General features: G+C 47.4%; 16 protein-coding genes and 1 pseudogene. 13 read left to right on the top strand and 4 right to left on the bottom strand.

Translation table 11 applies throughout. The features are described from left to right. Positions 1–15 precede the first annotated feature (15 nt). The 10 genes from ASG16_RS07005 (at position 16) to ASG16_RS06960 (ending at position 10,767) form a co-directional block, all read left to right on the top strand. Positions 16–1,329 (top strand): helix-turn-helix domain-containing protein, encoded by a 1,314-nt coding sequence (locus tag ASG16_RS07005; RefSeq protein ID WP_056495422.1) that lies wholly within the window; start codon positions 16–18, stop codon positions 1,327–1,329. A 160-nt stretch (positions 1,330–1,489) separates the two neighbouring features. Continuing rightward, the gene (locus ASG16_RS07000; RefSeq protein WP_056495425.1) at positions 1,490–3,130 is read left to right on the top strand and encodes an ABC transporter substrate-binding protein; all 1,641 of its coding nucleotides are present in this window, start codon (positions 1,490–1,492) and stop codon (positions 3,128–3,130) included. Positions 3,131–3,166: 36 nt separating this feature from the next. Further along, positions 3,167–4,633 (top strand): serine hydrolase domain-containing protein, encoded by a 1,467-nt coding sequence (locus ASG16_RS06995; protein WP_056495428.1) that lies wholly within the window; start codon positions 3,167–3,169, stop codon positions 4,631–4,633. After that, complete coding sequence (locus tag ASG16_RS06990; RefSeq protein WP_056495429.1) at positions 4,630–5,760, top strand: mandelate racemase/muconate lactonizing enzyme family protein; 1,131 nt, start codon at positions 4,630–4,632, stop codon at positions 5,758–5,760. Before ASG16_RS06995 ends, ASG16_RS06990 begins: the two co-directional genes overlap by 4 nt. Before the next feature lie 13 nt (positions 5,761–5,773). Further along, positions 5,774–6,238: a GNAT family N-acetyltransferase gene (locus tag ASG16_RS06985; protein ID WP_056495432.1), complete on the top strand. Its 465-nt coding sequence runs from the start codon at positions 5,774–5,776 to the stop codon at positions 6,236–6,238. Positions 6,239–6,468: 230 nt separating this feature from the next. Beyond that, entirely contained in the window at positions 6,469–6,828 is a 360-nt protein-coding gene (locus tag ASG16_RS06980; protein WP_048034856.1) for a GIY-YIG nuclease family protein, read from the top strand. A gap of 23 nt (positions 6,829–6,851) precedes the next feature. After that, positions 6,852–7,331: a DUF6530 family protein gene (locus ASG16_RS06975; RefSeq protein WP_056495435.1), complete on the top strand. Its 480-nt coding sequence runs from the start codon at positions 6,852–6,854 to the stop codon at positions 7,329–7,331. A 1-nt stretch (position 7,332) separates the two neighbouring features. Further along, complete coding sequence (locus tag ASG16_RS06970) at positions 7,333–8,541, top strand: MFS transporter (RefSeq protein WP_056495439.1); 1,209 nt, start codon at positions 7,333–7,335, stop codon at positions 8,539–8,541. Positions 8,542–8,557: 16 nt separating this feature from the next. After that, positions 8,558–9,673 (top strand): AAA family ATPase, encoded by a 1,116-nt coding sequence (locus ASG16_RS06965; protein ID WP_056495442.1) that lies wholly within the window; start codon positions 8,558–8,560, stop codon positions 9,671–9,673. Positions 9,674–9,747: 74 nt separating this feature from the next. Continuing rightward, the gene (locus ASG16_RS06960) at positions 9,748–10,767 is read left to right on the top strand and encodes a vWA domain-containing protein (RefSeq protein ID WP_056495445.1); all 1,020 of its coding nucleotides are present in this window, start codon (positions 9,748–9,750) and stop codon (positions 10,765–10,767) included. Between the two features lie 55 nt (positions 10,768–10,822). On the opposite strand, the gene ASG16_RS06955 is transcribed toward ASG16_RS06960, so the two are convergent. After that, positions 10,823–12,454, bottom strand: coding sequence for a peptide ABC transporter substrate-binding protein (locus ASG16_RS06955; protein ID WP_056495447.1), 1,632 nt, complete (start codon positions 12,452–12,454; stop codon positions 10,823–10,825). Positions 12,455–12,689: 235 nt separating this feature from the next. Further along, a complete protein-coding gene (locus tag ASG16_RS06950) occupies positions 12,690–13,259 on the bottom strand; it encodes a DoxX family protein (protein WP_048034850.1) in 570 nt (189 codons plus the stop codon). A 249-nt stretch (positions 13,260–13,508) separates the two neighbouring features. Here ASG16_RS06950 and ASG16_RS06945 point away from each other — a divergent pair, with 249 nt between their 5' ends. From ASG16_RS06945 to ASG16_RS06935, 3 genes and pseudogenes are all read left to right on the top strand, one after another. Further along, entirely contained in the window at positions 13,509–15,575 is a 2,067-nt protein-coding gene (locus ASG16_RS06945; RefSeq protein WP_056495450.1) for a methyl-accepting chemotaxis protein, read from the top strand. Between the two features lie 91 nt (positions 15,576–15,666). Beyond that, positions 15,667–16,140, top strand: a pseudogene (locus tag ASG16_RS06940) (histidine phosphatase family protein); the annotation flags it as partial. Positions 16,141–16,169: 29 nt separating this feature from the next. After that, the gene (locus ASG16_RS06935; protein ID WP_056495453.1) at positions 16,170–16,736 is read left to right on the top strand and encodes an SMI1/KNR4 family protein; all 567 of its coding nucleotides are present in this window, start codon (positions 16,170–16,172) and stop codon (positions 16,734–16,736) included. Between the two features lie 88 nt (positions 16,737–16,824). Here the strand turns inward: ASG16_RS06935 and ASG16_RS06930 are convergent, their stop codons facing one another. Next, positions 16,825–17,691, bottom strand: a complete 867-nt coding sequence (locus ASG16_RS06930) for an RNA polymerase sigma-70 factor (RefSeq protein ID WP_056495456.1) — start codon at positions 17,689–17,691, stop codon at positions 16,825–16,827. Positions 17,692–17,736: 45 nt separating this feature from the next. Further along, positions 17,737–18,909: an NAD(P)/FAD-dependent oxidoreductase gene (locus ASG16_RS06925; RefSeq protein WP_056495459.1), complete on the bottom strand. Its 1,173-nt coding sequence runs from the start codon at positions 18,907–18,909 to the stop codon at positions 17,737–17,739. Positions 18,910–19,053 lie beyond the last annotated feature (144 nt).

Genomic DNA, 19,053 nt, shown 5'->3' with positions numbered 1-19,053 from the left:
TGAGGGAGTGGAACATTGACCATTACGATAGCAGTAATCTCTTCGGAAGAATTTTTGCCAAGGATCTTGAAACATACCCAATCCATCGATTACATTCAACTGACTTCGTATACATACCAAAACCCCAAAGAGAGCGCTGCGTTGCTTGATCAAATCCATGACTGCGACGTGCTGCTTTTTGCTGGCCCACTTCCTTATTTTTTTGCCAAGGAAAAGGTAGAGCAAAAGAAGCTGCCTGCTGTGTACATCCCGATCGATGAATATACCATTTCCCTCTCTTTGTTTCATACCTTGCTGAACGTACCGGGAGGACTGGACCGCATCTCGATAGATTTGCCAAAAGCGGCGTATATTGAGAAGGTGGCTGAAGAATTGGGCATTACTTCTACGCCTTGGTATGTAAAAGACTACAGTGAGATTATTGAAGAAGGCGGGACGAGATTTGACGTAGAGGAGATTATCCAGTTCCACAAGGAGCGCTGGGAACAGAAAAAGAGCCATTTTGCTCTGACTGGCGTTGACTATGTATACAGACGATTGCGTGAGATGAACATTCCTTCCGTATCGCTTGTCAGTCCCGATAAGAATATTCGCGATGCTGTCAATCAAGCCGTTGCTTATGGTCAATTGAAAATTAGCAAAAACTCGCAGATCGCTGTGGGAATTGTAGCGATCCAGCAAAATGATGGTCCGCCAGTAGAGACACAATGGCAGGATGCGACGATTATTTTGCTGCAAGAGCTGCTGGAGCTCGTCAAAGAGACTGATGCTTCCATTCAAAAATGGGGACTGGATCAGTTCATCATCTATGGCACGAGAGGCAGCATCGAGCAAATGATTGAATCTGGGAAGATCATGCAAGTATTGGGTAATGTCGATCTGCTTGCCAAAGTGACGATTGTCATCGGGTTTGGTTTTGGCCTAACCGCGAAAGAGGCCGAAGCCAATGCACGCATTGCGATTTATCATGCCCAGAAAACAAAGGAAAGCAGTGCGTATCTGGTAACGGATGAAAAAGAAGTGATTGGTCCGTTAAACACCGAATCGAAGACGTTCCGATTAAAAAGCGAGAACAAGGAAGTGCTGGAGATCGCGGAGAAGACTGGCGCAAGTGTCGCTACCATCACGAAAATCATGCAGTTTGTCAAGCTTCGCCGCGATAACCGCTTCACCGCTTCCGATTTGGCTGAGTACCTCCAAATCAGTCGCCGCAGCTCAGAAAGAACCTTGAAAAAGCTGATCGAGCATCAGGTCGTAGAGGTCGTCGGAGAAGAACAGCCGTATCAGCAAGGACGCCCGCGGGCTGTGTATCGGCTTAATCATCCATGATTCTCCTCATCTAACATCAACTTGTCCCGGCACTTCCGTTTGTGAAGGAAGCCCGGGACCCCCACATCCCTCATCCTAGAAGCAATCCGACCTAATTAGCGACTATATAACGACACGAATAGACGTCGAATGGAAATGACTCGAAAAAGGAGGTCCCGACATGCTACCAGAACGCTTAAAGGGCCAAATACGCAGCGTTTTACTCATGTGTGTACTCGTCTTTTCCATTGTTGGTTGCAGTTCTGCTCCAGCTCCGGCTACAGATGAGAAGCAAGCAAATCAACCAGCAAAAAACTCCCAGCCCAAAAAGGGAGGGACGATCACCATGGGCTACCAGATAGAGCCAGATACGCTGGACCCGCAAAAGACGTCGTTGCCAGCGGGAAATTTTGTTGGGGGCCTATTGGGGGGAGCTTTGCTGATCCTCGATCCCTTTACGTTTGAGTTGAAGCCGCATCTGGCTGAATCGTACACGATCTCGGAAGACGGCAAGACCATGACGTTCAAGATACGCCCTGGCGTGAAGTTCCATGATGGAACACCGCTCACCGCAGAAGTTTTTAAGCAAAGCTATGAACGTGCACTCGATCCGAAAACAGCCTCACCGGTTACGGGACCGGACGTATCTTCGATCAAATCCATTTCAGCTCCTGATGATTCCACATTGATCTTTCATTTGGATAAGCCCTCCGCTTCATTACTTTCTAACTTATCATATGGCGGCTACCAGCAACCCATTTCCATAGAGGCACGAAACAAATACGGAAATGAGCTGGGGCGCAATCCTGTCGGGGTAGGTCCGTGGAAATTCGAGAGCTGGAAAACAGGCGAATCGATCACACTGGTACGAAACGACGAGTATAAGTGGGCATCTCCTTTTGCTCTGAATCAAGGACCAGTGAGACCCGACAAGTTCGTTCTGAAATTTATTCAAGACAACCAGACCATGATGGCTGCTCTCGACAGTGGGACGATTGATATTGCCACTGTACCCCCGAAAGACGCGAAGAAATACAAGGATCACAAAGATTTTACGGTGTTGGAAGGGATGCAGCCTGCAGAGTACTTCATTGGGATGAATCTGGAAAATGAAATCTTGCAGGATGTCCGCGTGAGAAAAGCACTGAACCTGGTGATCAACAAAGATGCATTGATCATGGCAGATCTGCAAGGAGAGGGGGTGCCTGTCTACGGACCGATCCCGCCAACGATGATCGGATACGATGCGGCAGTAGAGCAGTACGGCTACAAGTACAATGCTGATCAAGCCAGACAACTGCTGGAAGAGGCAGGATGGAAACCAAACGCGCAAGGGATAAGTGAAAAGGATGGAAAAATGCTCAGCCTGACAATGCTCATCGAAGAAACAAATCCCGGACATCAGTTGGTGCAAAGTATGTTCAAAGAGATTGGTGTCGAATTGCATATCCAAAAGTATGAATCAGCAACAGCTCTTGAACAGGCACTGAAGGGCGAGTTCGATTTGTTCTCAATGAGTCATGGCAGCGTCGATCCAGATATTTTGCACTTGTTACTGCATTCGAGTCAGATCGGGGGCTTGAATTTCTTTCGCCTCAGTGATCAACAGCTCGATAGCCTGCTAGATAAAGGACGAACGACAACGGATCAAGCGCTACGGCAGCAGGTTTTTGCAGACATTCAAAAAAGAGTCGTGGAACAGGCTTATTGGATTCCGCTCTATTCCGCAAAGACATTCGTGGTCGTCAGTAACCGGATTCAAGGCGTCAAGCCAAATCCATTGGCATCCTTGATTATTCAGGACATGTGGGTGAACGAGTAGGGCATGGTATGACAACATTCGAAAGAGGTGGAAGAAATGAGACAGCAAGGCTGGTCAGTAGAGTGGGAGCAACTGGTTGAAAGAGAAATGAAGGAAGGCAGAGTTCCGGGCTTCGTCATGGGTGTGAATCTGAATGGGCAGAGCCTGTTTCGCAAAAGCTTTGGCTACCGGGATCGGGAAAGGGAACTCGAAATCACTCCTGATACCGTGATGGGTTTGGCCTCCGTTACGAAGTCCTTTACATGCATGGCGATCATGCAGCTACAAGAAGCGAAAAAGCTCTCTGTTCATGATCCGGTGATCAAGTACCTCCCTGAGTTTCGTACTCCGGATCGTCAAAAGACGGAGCAGATGACGATCCACCATTTTATGACGCACACGACGGGCATACCGCCGCTGCCCATTGATAACCTGGCGATTCGCAACTCCATGCTCGAAGACATGGCTGACGAGGATAACCCGATACACCGTTACTTGAAAAAGGAGTACCAGAAACCAATCTACACGTTCGAAGAGCTGATGGAAGCTCTTGCCCTGGCGGAATATGAGCTGGTGGGCTCTCCAGGACAATTGTTCAGCTATTCGAATGATTGCTATTCTCTTCTGGGAGCGGTCATTGCCAGAGTGAGTGGGAAATCGTATGACGTGTATGTTAAAGAGCATATTTTAGAACCAGCAGACATGAAGAGCAGCACCTTCCTTCTAAGCGATCTGCCACACCTACCGGATGTAACGACCATCTATCATTTTAAAGAGAGCAATGGCGTATCTGAGATTTACCCTGATCCAAATTGGGAGGATGGGCTACTCGTAGCCGCATCGGGGCATTTGAATTCAACAGTGAATGACATGTTGAACTACGCTGAAATTTTCCGTACGGGCGGATGTGTGGGCAAGGAACGAATATTATCCGAGGAGAGCGTCAAACAAATGATCTATCCGCATGTCCAGAACAGCTACAGCAGGTATTACGGGTATGGCTTATCCATTCAACCCGACTACTATGGGGGTACCTTGATCAAGCACGGTGGAGCGATCAAAGGTGTCGCTGCCCATTTAGCGATTGTTCCCGAACGGGGTATCACATCCATGGCCTTGGCCAATTTGATCGGAAGCCCCGTCGAAAAAGCCACTCTGACAGCACTTCATGCCGTAGAAGGGCGTCCATTGAATACGCCACAGTACCAATTCGAGACATACAGTGTCCCTCTTGTCCAATTAGAAGAGTATGTCGGTCGATACGTTAGTGGGGAAGGAGTGGATATCATCGTATATATGGTAGAGGATGTCCTGATGATGATAGATAAAACGTCGGATGCGTTTGGTGGAAAACAACTAAACTACCTATTGCGACCAATTGGGGAGCATCAATTTATCACAGATAGAGAGGGAAGCGAGCTGACAGTTGGCTTTGTAAAAGGCGAAGATGGCTCTGTGAATGCCATGTCCCTTTATTATCGAATCATTCCACGAGTAGTAGCTACGGAGGGTAGTCGAGTATGAAAATAACGTCTGTAAAGGTTCATGCCATAAGGTTGCCGCTAAAACGCCCATTTATTATCGCGTACGCCTCTTATGAGGATATGCCGTCCATTATTGTAAAAGTGGAGACCGACAATGGCCTGGTTGGACTAGGCGAAGCGGTACCGGATCAAAATGTGACCGGAGAGACGTGGGAGTCTACCTATACGATGCTCGTTCATAACCTGGCGCCTGTTGTGATCGGTGAAAATCCGTTTGATATCGAGAGAATCCATGAGAAGATGAACCAGGCTGTTTGGGGAGCACCAGCAGCAAAAGCCGCCATCGATATCGCCTGCTATGATCTGATGGGCAAGGCGGCTGGTCAACCTGTTTATCATTTCTTGGGAGGAAAATATCACACGACTCTTTCCTTCCCCTATGTGTTAAGCATTTTGGAGCCAGGAGTCATGGCTGCTGAAGCTAGGCAAGCAGTGGCAGCCGGGTATGACACGATCAAAATAAAAGTGGGAGCCGATCTTCAGACAGATATCCAGCGAATCCGGGCAGTTCGAGAGGCAGTTGGCCCTGACGTAGGGCTGCGGGTGGACGCCAACCAAGGGTGGGAGAACCGTGCGAACTCCTTGCTTGTATTGAAACAGCTCGAGGATTGTCACATTGATTGGATGGAGCAGCCTGTCTTGGCAGATGATCTTGATGCGCTGGCGGAAATCCGCAGGCAAACAACGATTCCAATTATGGTAGACGAGGGACTGCATGGCACGAAGGAAATGCGGGAAGTCATCGCGAAGAAAGCGGCAGATAAAGTAAACATCAAACTGATGAAAAGTGGAGGGATTTATCCTGCTCTCAAATTGGTGAATCAGGCGGAAATGGCCGGGATGGAGTGCCAGATTGGTTCGATGCTGGAGTCCTCGATTGGCAGTGCAGCCGGTGCACATTTGTCTTTGGCGAAGAAAAACATCATTTCCAACGAGCTGGCAGGACCTACGATCATTTCGCGGGATGTGGCTCAGCTTGCGATTCACGGAAGTCAGATTGTCGTGTCAGATCAGCCAGGCTTAGGTGTAGAGCTAGATGAAGCGGTGCTTGCCGACATAACGGTTAAGTCAGAACAAGTCATCGGAGCGAGGCGGCAACCCGTATAGGGAGATGACTGGGATGCAAAATACGCGCGTAGAAATCGTTGAGACATTGACAGAAAGCCAGCTTCAGATGATCAAGGCTATGGAGCAGGAGGCTTTTGGCGTACATGGAGCGATTGATGAATGGGTGCTCGTGCCACTCGCGAGACATGGCTGCGTTGCACTTTTCATGGAAGCGGAGGAGGAGTGTCCTGTCGGGGTATGCCAGCTCTTGAGGGATTTCCGTCAGCCGGACAAGTGCTACATGTATGGGTATTACATCCGAGCAGATCGTAAAGGGATGGGGTATGGGTTCTCTTTCTTGAACCATTTGCTGGAGCAGTTGCGTGAGGATGGCTTTCGTCAGATTTGCCTGACCGTAAGCCCTGATAATACTGGAGCAGTCGGACTTTATCAAAAAGCAGGCTTTGCGGTTATCGAGACACGGATTGCGGAATATGGTAGCGGAAACGATCGCTACTATATGGTGAAAACGCTATAGAAGAGGATTCGCTAAACAAGCTTAAGTATAGACATTTCTCTCTATTGTTTGTTGGAGATTCATTGGCCTTGTACTCGTTGTAACCCAACCCCAATTAGGCACCGGACATGTTCCGGTGTTTTTTTGTGCACTTGACAATTAAAAGACGATGGATCATTATGTTTATTAAATAATAAACAAAAACTAATTTTGTCTATTTAATTCGGTTATTGAAAAGTGAGGGAGAAACGATGAATCGAGAAGAACTGAAACAACTGTATAAAGAATCGGAAACGCAGGCAGGGGTGTATCAGATCAAAAACACCGAAAACCAAAAAATCTGGATCAGTGGCACCCGCAACCTCAAGACGATGAACGGAAAGCTGTTCACTCTCAAAATGGGTTCGCATATAAACAAGCAGCTTCAACGGGAATGGAATGAGTACGGAGAAGAGGCATTCGTCTTTGAAGTGTTGGAGGTTTTGAAAAAGAAGGAAGACGGATTCTTTGATGAAAAAGATGCGCTGAAAAAATTGGAACAAAAATGGCTCGACCAGCTCCAGCCGTACGGAGAGCGCGGATACCACCAGGAAAAAAAGAAAGAACAATAATCAAACGAAAAGAGGGAAAGAAAATGAAAATATCGACGAACTTGAACCATAAGCCTGTTGTCGTGTCGGATAACTATGAGCGTGTTGATGGACGATTAGCCAGGAACACAGATGCAAAAGCACTTTCTCTGGGAGTGGCAGAGGGCAGCTCGAGAAGAAAGGTTGATCTATCTGCCAAGGTATGGAGATACACGGGAGAAGAATGGTCAAAACAATCGGAGGAAATGCCGCTCCATCGCGTTCTTGACATGTCCATACTGATTTGTCGGTCTTTGGCCCATTTTCGCGACGCATACAGATATGAGCATTATTATGACCCGCAAGAGCCCGTCATCGACCGGGTTGCCCTGCAAGGGGATGCAATGAACGTGGCGATATGTACGGATAACGAGACTCTTCATGAAGATATCAAGCTGTTTAGCCAAGGGCTGAGCTATGACGATGAGATGATCAGCGAACGTCTGCGCACATTATCAAAACTATTAAAGGATATGGGGTATTGAAATGTTTTCCAATGTTTATGTTCGAACGATTGTCCTCTCCCGCGTGCTCCTGCATTTGGGGATTTGGACCCGGAATTATGCCGTTCTTCTTTTCGTTAGCGAATTGACGAATAACAATTCGGTTTATGTATCACTGATTTCGGTTGCGGAATTCGCACCCATTTTTCTATTCGGCCTAATTGGCGGAACCTTTGCCGACCGATGGCGGCCGAAGCGGACAATGGTTTGGAGCGATCTGCTGTCTGCCCTGTCCGTCGGGGCTGTGCTGCTTGCACTCATGAATGGTGGATGGATGGCACTTCTCATCGGAACATTTATTTCCGCCAGCCTGTCTCAATTTTCCCAACCCTCGGCCATGAAGCTGTACAAGCGTCATGTGCCGGCTGAACAACTGCAAGGCGCGATGGCAATGTCCCAAACGCTTGTCGCTGTCTTTACGGTTTTAGGTCCGGTCATCGGCACGTTTATTTTCATCCAGTTTGGAATTACAGTCTCTCTGATTTTGACTGCCGTTCTGTTCCTAGGGTCTTCCCTTATATTAGCGACGCTTCCCCGTGACGAGGAGGAACCGAAGTCTGACGATTCTGGCGGCTTCATAAAGGAGTTGAAGGCTGGGCTGCGCTATATCGGGTCCAATCATTCCTTACGAACACTCTGTTTGACTTTCTCCGCTGTCGGATTGGCGTCAGGTCTGACACAGCCGCTTCAAATCTTCCTTGTCATCGAGAATTTGGGACAGGACAAACAATTTTTACAGTGGCTGGTTATGGCCAATGGGGCAGCCATGCTGGCAGGAGGAGCTATCATAATCGGGATAGCGAAAAAGGTGAGGCCACAGATGTTGCTCATGTTAGGCTTACTTGTCTCGGCCGTTTGTACGATGGGAATAGGCGCGTCTACTATGATTTGGCTAACCATCGCTCTATTGGTGATCAGCGGTTTCTTTTTTCCTTGTATTCAAAGCGGAATCCAGACGCTACTTGTACGGAACACAGAAGGGGTATTTATTGGCCGGGTATCTGGTACGGTCATGCCTGTTTTTATGGGGATGATGGTGATTGGCATGTTTATATCCGGCTATCTGAAGGAGACGTTCTCGCTGGTTGCGGTATATGTGGTCAGCGGTGTTTTGATTATAATCGGTACGTCTTTGCTGCTTCCTCTTCTTGTTGAGAAAAAGAGCAAAAATCAGAGTGGCCCAGCGCTATGAGGGGAGTAGAAATGTGATGGATGAAAAATATGATTTGTCACCCGAAAGACAGTTGACGGATGCAGAAAAAAAGCTTGTTTGGAAAAAGCCCTCCACCCATAAGGTCAGTGAAGAAGAACAGCGCATTAGTAAAGAAATCAAACGCAACTGGCATCGCGGGGAAATGAAAATCGCCAATATACTGTTAGAAGGTGACGCCGGTTCTGGTAAAACACAACTAGCCAAAGCATTATCGGCTAATTTCGGGCTGCCGTATACGAAAGTCACTTGTTTTGCTGATATGGATAAATCGGATATTATCGGTGCTATTTTGCCGGTAATTTCTTCTGAACGTCTAGAGAAAATGGAGCCTGCCGAGCAAACGGTATGGAAAGCTTTATATGAAAGTGACGGCTTTCAAAGCATAGCTGAAATTGTAATGGACGCGCTGGGAATTACACAGGAACAGGCAGCCCTAAAGATGAAGCAATTACTGAAGCTTGCAGCAGCGGAAAACACCGATGGCGAAGCGATTGAGTACCGATTTTACCCTTCCGAAATCGTCAGAGCTTATCAAAAGGGTTACCTGCTGGAAATCCAGGAGCCAAACGTTATTCGCGATGCTGCGGTGTTAATGGCATTAAACTCTGCCTTGGAGCTGGATGGCAGCATCAATCTTCCCACCGAGATCATACGCAGGCACCCAGACTTCATCGCGGTTATCACAACAAACCGCAGTTATGCGGGAACCAGACCGTTAAACGAAGCGCTACGCGACAGGGTTCAGCATACGGAAAAGATGGACCTGCCGACCAAAGAAATCATGATCGAACGTGTAATGGCCAAAACCGGTTTTCAAGATGGAAAGATGCTGGGTATTTTAGCGGACATGATTATGGTTTTAGACAGAACAGCACGAGCCAATGCGATCAAGGGCGTGGCTGGAATGCGTTCCTTTTTCTACTGGGCAGATGCGATTGCCGGAGGAGCTTCCGCAAAAGAATCCCTTTATCATAAGGTCATCTACAAGATAACAACCGACTCGGAAGAAATAAAGCTTTTGGAAGAAGCACTAAAAAATCATGGTTTGTTTGCCAGCTTGGAAGAAGCCGAGATTGAGTTAAAAAAAAACGAAAATCTGACGACGCCGTAGAGATCAGGACATGGGGAGATATAGACGACACTGATTTTGGCAAAGACAACCGTGGAGAGGAAAAGGGAATCGCATTGAAAAAATCTGCCGATAGTGACGAAAGCTCTTCCCGTGTCTCTGATGATGCTACCCATATGGAACGTTCAGGTTTGGGAGAAGATGGCTCTCCTAAATATCATCAGGCAAATCCTGAATCCATGTCAGAGGAAGCGAAACAAAAGGAACGCGATTTCCGTAAAAAGCTGAATCGAGATGCAAGAGAGGTCATTTCCGATTCGATTCATAAAAAAGTAAAGCTCATCGTTCACCGTCCAGACTACGATGAGGAAAACCAACAGGAATATGCTCGTCTTTGTCAGGGACTCATGCCGATCGTGCAAGAGATTGCCAGAAAGACACTTCCGTATCTGGAACATGAGATCTCTTCCGACTTTGCGAGGAATCGTTACTATGGCAGCAAATTTCAAGCAGACAGTGTTGCTTACAGGGATTACAAGTATTTTGCGAAGAAACGACCTCCAACGGAATCCCCTTCTCTTGTGGTTGGTCTTAGGGTCGATGAATCCGCATCGATGTCAGCTTACGGGAGATTAGAAGCAGCAAAACGAGCAGTGATCGCCGTATATGAATATTGTCTGCTTTGTCATATCCCCATTTTAATCTACGGTGATACGGCGGATGTTTCCAGATTGGAGCAAATGTCGATCTTTGCCTATGCCGACTTTGATAAAGCGGATGCCAATGATCGCTTCCGGTTAATGAGGATTCATGCCAGAAGCAATAATCGCGATGGCATGGCTCTCAGAATTATGGCAGAACGATTAGCGGCTTCCCCCCAAAAGACAAAACTGTTGATTAGCATAAGTGACGGACAACCGAAAGCAATGGATGACTATACCGGAAGCTATGCGGTTACAGATATGAAACAGACGATACAGGAGTATGAACGAAAAGGGGTTACCTTTCTTGCAGCCGCAATCGGTCAAGACAAGGATGTGATTAGCGATATCTATGGGAATGAAAGATTTTTGGATATTACCAATTTACATGAGTTCCCTGCAAAGTTAGTTCGGATGATCGCTCGGTATTTATGATGGAAGCGCGGGCATCTCTCTATCTGATTCGCATAGAAAGGATGCCCGCGCTCTATTATTTTTCAATATACGCGTATTTAAAGTAGGAACCGCCGAGAGGGAAGATGACAAAGTCCTTCACCTTATCGTTTTTTACATAAGCATTACCGCGGAAGTGCAGCGGTGCCAGTGGCATTTCTTCCATGAGAATTTTTTCGGCGTCAAACATCAGTTGCTTGCGCTTTTGCTCGTCGGTCTCATAGTAGCTCTTATTGAGCAGATCGCGGTATTCCTTGTTGTCGAAGCGAACGACGTTGTTGCCACCCAAATCCTTGTACATTTCGAGGAAATTGATCGGGTCGTTGAAATCGGCTCCCCATAGCCAGATACCAAAGTCATATTTGCCATTTTGGACATCCTCGTTGAACACTTTCCATTCTGAGGTGCGAATGTCAATGTCGACCCCCAATGTCTTCTTCCACTCGTCCTGGAGTGCTTGCGCCAGCTTCTTGTCCGTTTCTCCGGTGTCGTAGTAGTACGTGACTTTAGGGAATTGAGTCAGCCCAAGCTCTTTCAGGCCCTCCGCCAAAAGCTGTTTCGCCTTCGCCACATCCTCTTTAAAGTAGCCGTCTGGATTCAACCCCATGGAAACGGGAACCCAGCCATAAGCGGGCGGAACACCGGTCTGTAGGATGTTATCCACCAATTGCTGTCGGTTGATCGAATACGAAAACGCCTGCCGAATTTTTTTGTTCGTGAACGGGGGCTTCTCTGTATTGAAGATGACGGCTTTGGTGCCGGGGTTATCTGCGACGAGCAGCTTGCCCTCTTCCTTGATCTGTCCGACCGCATCCGGCGACAAGCCAAAGGAAGGGTAGCCTCCCCAATCCAGGTCGCCATTTTCAAACATGGACAGGGCGGTGTTGTTATCCTCGATGATGACAATATGGATCTGATCTAGCTTGACGTTGGCGCTGTCCCAATAAGTAGGGCTTTTGCTGAAGGAGAGCTTGGATTTATGCTCCCACGTATCCATGATAAACGGGCCATTGCCGACAATTGTTTTGGCTTCTGTTGCCCACTGGGGGTTGCTCTCGATGGTCTTTTTATGAAGCGGGTAGTAGGTAGTGAATGAGGTCAATTCGCGGAAAAACGGTGTTGGTGAGCGCAAGATGAAATCGAGTGTGTAGTCGTCCTTTGCCTTTACCCCGACGTCTTCTGGCTTGCCTTTTCCAGAATAAAAATCCTCGCCCCCTTTGATATAGAAGAGCTGATACGCATAGCCGGAAGCGGTTTTGGGGTCGAGATTGCGCTTGATGGCGTACTCAAAATCGTGAGCAGTAACGGGATCGCCATTGCTCCATTTCGCGTCCTTTCGAATGGTAAAAGTAAAATGAGTGAAGTCAGGAGTGTGTGTGTAGCTCTCTGCGATGGCGTTGATCATCTGGCCTTGACGGTCGACGCTGGTCAGTCCTTCGAAGGTGAGATTGATCATGTCCATGGAGGTCGAATCTGTTGCGATGCCGGCATCCATCGTAGACGGCTCCCCGGTAATGCTCCATTGCAAGACCATTGGCTCTGAAGTAGTAGGCTTTGCAGTGGTTTCCGCTGGAGGGGATTGGATATTATCGGCGGGCTTCGAACTACAGCCGACTGAGAGACTAAACAACAAAACAGCAGTGGAAATGCCTAGTAGCCACTTGTTCATACAGTCCTCCTTTTAAATTATTTGAAAAATAAGAAAATTATAGTTCCTCAAAAGAATAATGCACAGCAATCAGACAGTCATTCAACACAATGTATAAATATTCACTAGAAATCTCGGTTGCCTCTCGGAATAAATTCATACAATTTGTCCGTTACTTCATTAACTATTTAGCTGAAGGGACGACAAAAGCCACCCGCATAAGGTGGCTTTTGTCATTAGAGAGTTAAAGAAAGGATTACTTGTTCATCGGCAGAACACCATCGCGCGATTTTCTCGTCCAAGGTGTTCCGAGATAAGAAAGCGCCCAGCGATCAAGACCATACCAGCCCGCAACCTTCCAAGCCAGAACGAGCCAAGTGGCAAAAACAAAAAGGAGTGGGTTGGTACTGACCGTTCCTGCGAACAGAAAGCTGACGTTCATCAAGCCGCCGAAAAACGCTGCGATCCCTGTCAGGCAGCCGAGGATCAAGCCGAGTCCGACGAGTACCTCACCCCAAGCAACGAGGAAGCCGAACACCTTGGCATTTGGCAATACCATATTTTCCAAGAACCAGGCGTACCACCCCGTTACGTCCTTTCCTTCGGCTGCTTTTGCCAGGGAGCCTTTTACGAACCCTTGAATTGCGCCGCCAGCCGCATCTCCAGTCCAGCTATCGGACTGGACTTTTTTCCATCCGGCAGTAATCCATGCATAGCCGACATACAATCTGATGAGTAACCAGATCGCAGCCGATTTGGTGCTGGTGAACAGGAAGTGTGAAACAGGATTTTCAGGAATAATAATTTCATTTTGACGATTTTGCATGTGGGTGTCCTCCTACATACGTTTTGCACATCTTTGTTCGAGCCGATTTTAACATAACAAATGGCGGTGCAGTGCGGTTTTGGGCATAAGTTCATACGGTGTTCATTGACACTATAAGCACGGTGTTAATGGTAAATCTTAGTGCGTATATTGCCAAAATACAGTAAATTCATGAAAGGATTGACAAGTTAAGATGTGGTAAATTATGTTAAGTTATGTTAAAAAAATAAAACTTCTTGGAGCAGACTTATGAAACGAATGTGGATGTCTTTTCGTACTAAGCTTACCTTGATGATTTCTTTATTTACGATGCTGGTAGCCATTGTGTTGTCTATTATTGACTATGTTCAGTTCAAGGCGAATATTATTTCTGACCAAGCGATACAGTACCAGTTGGTAGAGGATCATGTCACGAATGCAGTGAAAAATGTGGATATGGCATACGGTGTTTTTGAGAAAGACATGGAAACCCGCATGCAGCAAACACTGCAAGTATTAACGAACAACTATCGGCAAAATCCAGCGGTGGGGTCGTGGGACTATGCAGCCCTGCGTGAGCAGTATGGAATGGATATTTTCATCATTGACCGAAATATCAAGGTCGTTCATTCCAGCGTCAAAACCGATATTGGGCTTGATTTCAGCAATGCTGGGGCTTTTACGGAGCTGTTGAAAAAGCGGATCGATGGAACTGAGTTTTCTTCTGATGGCATGGAGGTTTCCGTCAATACAGGTCAAATTAAAAAGTTCGCTTATCTCCCTACGTTTGACCAGAAGTACCTGTTTGAAGTCAGTGTGAATTTGCAGGACAGCGCTCTTTTCCAGACCTTTAATTTCTTGGCTGTATCACAGGCAATCACGGAGAAATACGACATGGTTAAAGACATTCTGGTCTTTTCCCACGATGGTTACGCTTTGGGGAGAACAGGAAGTAACGGGAAAGCCTTGCGGGTGATCGATAGTCACTTGCCGATTTTTACGGAAGCATACCAAGCACAAGAAATCAGAGAGTTTCATGAAAAAACAGAAGAGAAAGATCTCACTTATCGCCTCGTCCCGTACAAGCTAGGCAAAGATCCCAATGATCTCAGCCGCTCACGTGTTATCAAGATTGTGTATGATAATACAGAGCTGAACCAGAAGCTGGCGGACAATCTAGAGTCCGTTGTCTGGAAGCTGGTATGTTCCGTGGCAGGAGCGTTGCTTCTTTCCTTCCTGCTGAGTCGCTGGATTACCCGCCCGATTGATCAAATGAGGGAGATCATTACGCAGACGGCCCAATTTGATTTGCGGGAAAAAATGGCGGTAAACGAGCAGGGCACGCAGGATGAGATAGGATTGACAGCACAGTCGATCATTGTCATGCGTGAGCAATTAAGAGAGGTCGTGAGCAAGCTGGCAGCCGTGTCTCACTCGGTCTCTGAAAATGCGCAAAGCGCGAAGAAATCTACCAACAAAGTAAGTGAGCAGTCCAGCGGAACCGCGGAGGCTACGGGCATCTTGCTCGCCCATATGCAGGAGACGATGGCGGCCACAGAAGAGATGAATGCGACCTTGAATGATATGGAGACCATCATTCACTCGATTACGAAAAGAACAGAAGTAGCGGCTGCGACCGCACAGGATGTCAGCTCGCGAGCAACTGCTTTGCGGGAACATGCATTGGCTGCGGATAAAATGACGACAGAGCTCTATATGAATGTAAAGGCACAAACAGAAGTTGCGATCACCGACTCGAAAGAATCGATGGAAAAAATCAACCTGTTGGCCGAGGCGATACTCACAATCTCTGAGCAGACGAATCTGTTGGCATTGAATGCGGCGATTGAAGCTGCACGTGCGGGAGACAGCGGTAGAGGGTTTTCTGTCGTAGCGGATGAGATACGCAGACTGGCGACGCAATCGTCTGAGGTCGTGATTGATATTCAACGCATTATCCAGGTCGCGCGTGAATCCGTAGACAATCTGGCGACTCATTCGTCGAGCGTATTGGATTTCATCGATACGCAGGTCAGTCCTGACTATGATAGCATGATGGAAACATCGGAGAAGTACAATTTGGATGCACACCGTTTCCATACGTTGCTGGCAGAATTCAATGCCTCTTTTGAAGAGTTGAATTCCACAATCAGCAGTGTGGTTTCTGTCGTGGAGCAAGTGACGAGCTCGATGGAGAAAAGTGCCCACAGTGTAGAGGCGATTACAGAGCAATCTCGCATTATTGCGGATAACAACCAACAGGTCGCTGCTATTTCAGAGAGAAATGTCGACTTGACGCAGACGATGGAAGAAATCGTGCATCGGTTCAAAATCTAAGAGCGCCCCCTTTTCTGGTGAAAACCGGGAAGGGGGTTTTTGTTGTAATATATTTGCAGGAAGGATGTAGGCGGAAAATAAAAAGTTTCCACGTATCATTACTCAATTGTTAAAAGACGAGGGGATAGATGCGTTCATTTCAAGTCCATATAAAAGGGCAGTGGCAACCATAGAAGAACTAGCCCAGTCCGTAGGGAAAGAGATCGTCGTTTTTGAAGAGCTGAGAGAACTCGTTTTTATCGGAAACAATCAAATCATGGCTGATAGCGAATTGTATCCATTAGTAAAAAGGATGTTTACTGAGCCAGACTTTTCTTTACCTGGGGGAGAGTCGATCACCATTTGTCGGAATCGTGTGGTAAGAACGTTCCGAAACATTTTAGAGCAATACAGGGGGCAGAAGGTTGCAATCGGAACGCATGGTGCCGTTATGACATTGATGATGGGGTACTTTGATAGTCAGTACGACTTGGATTTTTTATTGACGACATCCAAGCCTGATATTTACAAAATGGAACTTCAGGATGAAGTACTCGTGGAGACGAAGCGATTATGGAGAAACTGACTTCCTATAGGAAAAAGGAGACTTACCATATGGATAGAAAAGCGTATATCAAGAATGGTTTTGAAGCTTACTATGCCCGATATAACCAAGTGACAGAGGAAGGCTTTTGCAGATGGATGCGGCCAGACGTCCCTGATGTCATGAAGGTAGCTGATATTGATGAAGAATGGTCCAGATGGAAGCTGGTTCCTTCTAGCGTAAGTCACGATGATGTGGCTGCGCTCGAAGAAGAATTTGGGCTAAAATTTCCGGAGTGGTATAAAGCCTTCATTTCTACTTACCATCATTATTTCGACGTCATTCCTGAACAAGGGATGGATGAGCCATTCGACCGTATAAAGGATATGTACAATCCATTGCTTTGCAAGCTAGGTTACCTTCCTTTTTCATGGGATGCGGAGTACGGCAAACTACGATGTATCGATTTACAAGAAAGTCTGGATGAAGAGAAGTGTGGAATCTATGAAATTGACCATGAAATTTTGTTTGAAATGGATGAAGAAAATACAGAACGCAACGAATTGAAAGAATCACTGATCTTTTTGTATCCGAATTTCAAAACTTATTTTGACCACACTTTTTTAGAACGCGAATGAAGCGAAACAAAACCCTCCTTCACTATGAAACGAAAGAGGGTTTTGTTTGTGAGATTCTTGTGTGATTCGTTTGCTGGGAAGGAGCCGATTACGACACTATGAATCTTAACTTATCAGGGTTTCTGACAAAGTAGAGGTTACGAATGACTCCTTGTTCGATATGCAAAAACGCCACGGTGTCGATTCTGCCGTCCAGTCTGATCACAAACCCGGTTTGGTTGTTTAAAGATGCGAGCTCTACAGAGAAATCTGGACGCTTCGAGAAGCTGCGCATTATGCCGAGTAAGAAGGAAGCCACGCGTTCGCCAGACAAAATCGGATGCAGGGCTGCGGTGACCTTGCCGCCGCCGTCGGAGAGCATGACTGCATCTGTGGCAAGCAGAGTGAGCAATGTTTCTACATTTCCGTGCTCCAGCGCAGACAGAAAACGGCCGATCCATTCTTCACCGAGCTCTTTTTCTGGGGTGAGATGAGGTTCCTCTGGGTCAATCCCCATTTTCTTTTTAGCCCGACTAATGATCTTGCGGCAATTCGCTTCGGTTTTTCCAACCAGCTCGGCAATCTCGTCATATTCGAAGTCAAAGGCTTCTCGCAGGACGAATACCGCTCGTTCTGGGGGAGACAGTCGCTCCAACAGGACGAGCATCGCGTAGGATAGCAAATCTTTGGTAATGACAGAATCATAGCTGTCTGCATCAGGGGTAGAGATGGGCTCTGGTAGCCATGGTCCAGTATACCGTTCTCGTTTTTTGCGGGCCGATTTTAACAAATCGAGGCAACGGTTTGTAGTCATTTTGCACAGGTAGGCCTTCGGTTCGGTCATCTGTTCCAGCGAGACATCATGGGCCTTCACGAATACGTCCTGCACGATATCCTCCGCATCAGTGGCCGAGCCGAGCATCTGATAGGCGAGGCGGAACATGAGCCCCTTGTATTGTTTGTACAGAGCCTCCATGGCTGTGTCACTTCCTCTTTTGTCTTCGTACGTCCCTATTTTTTCCTATTTTATCATGCTGGCAATATTCCATGTGAGCTGGCGAAGCTTCCACCCCAATTTCCCTGTCAAAATGATATCGAGTCCCCATTTTCTCGTCCAAACCATTGCGCGTTCAGGGCCGAGTCCGACGCAGTAAATGTCCATGAAGCTTTTGTGTGTGGGGGCAGGGGTTCCATCCAAGTCAGCCAGTACAATTTTGCCCAAACGTATCGCTTGCCCGGAGGCTTCCCTGCATGTCATCGTGTCCGCTTGCCCGCTGGCTGGATCTACGATGTGTGCACAATCGCCAATACTGTACACTCCCGGCATTCCCGCTACACGATAGGATTCATCGACGACCACCTGTCCGTATGTGGTCAGTGGCAAGCCCATGCTGCGCAATGCGGGATTGGGCAAGAGTCCGAGCGACCAGACGCACAGCCCGATAGCAAGGGTGCGCCCATTGGCTAGCATCAGCATTCCGTCCCGCTCATGAAGGGCCTTTTGACCATGGAGAATGATTACGCCGCCATCCGTGAGTGCATGCTCCAGCTTGCGCCCCATTTTGGCAGAACCTTCCGTAAACAATCGGTTTTGGGCGTTGATGAGATAGACTTTGACTTCATCAGGATGAATGCCGAGGTTCTTCGCTTCCTCGCGCATAGCAAAAGCCAGCTCCGTAGCGGTCTCCATCCCGCTGATACCCGCTCCCGCAACGGCGATCGTCAACAATCGCTCACGTTCGGATGGCTGCTTCTCATGGACGGCTTGGCGCATGTTGGCAAGCCACTTATCCCGAATCGCCTCGGCCGACTCAATGCCCGTCAAAGCGATGCCGCCTTGTTCTGGCTCCGGTTGGCGAATGACGCTTCCTACTGCTAGGATGAGCATGTCATAGGGCAACGCCTGTTCTTCGCCGTTTTTGTTCCGGAATAAGAGGGTCTTCTCCTTCCCTTTGATTGAGGTGACTGTACCTTGGACGAATTCGACGCCCTCTGGAAACAGGCTTTTTAGCGGAATCGAGATATCTGTTTTGGCAGCGGCTGGTTTGAACAACAGGACTTTGCGAAGGTGATGAGGCTCTCTATCGATTAAGATGAAGCGGATCGGACGTCCTTTGCACGTATCGCGAACGGTTTTTAGTGCGTGGATACCTGCGTAACCGCCTCCGACAATCACACATGTTCGTTCTTTCATGCGAATCAGCTCCTCGTTTGGATTTGACCATATAACGAGGTAGGGGGAGATTGTGTGACTTCGGTGCTGTAAATTTATTGAATTCAATTTTTTAAAAGGATAATGTCGAATAAAATCGAATCAGGTAGTAGTTCGGAAAAAATG

Origin of the sequence: Brevibacillus sp. Leaf182 (genome assembly GCF_001423865.2) — a bacterium.
In the GTDB taxonomy this organism is placed as follows: domain Bacteria; phylum Bacillota; class Bacilli; order Brevibacillales; family Brevibacillaceae; genus Brevibacillus; species Brevibacillus brevis_C.
Note: the sequence above shows the minus strand (reverse complement) of the source record. Positions and strands in the feature narration are given on the sequence as shown.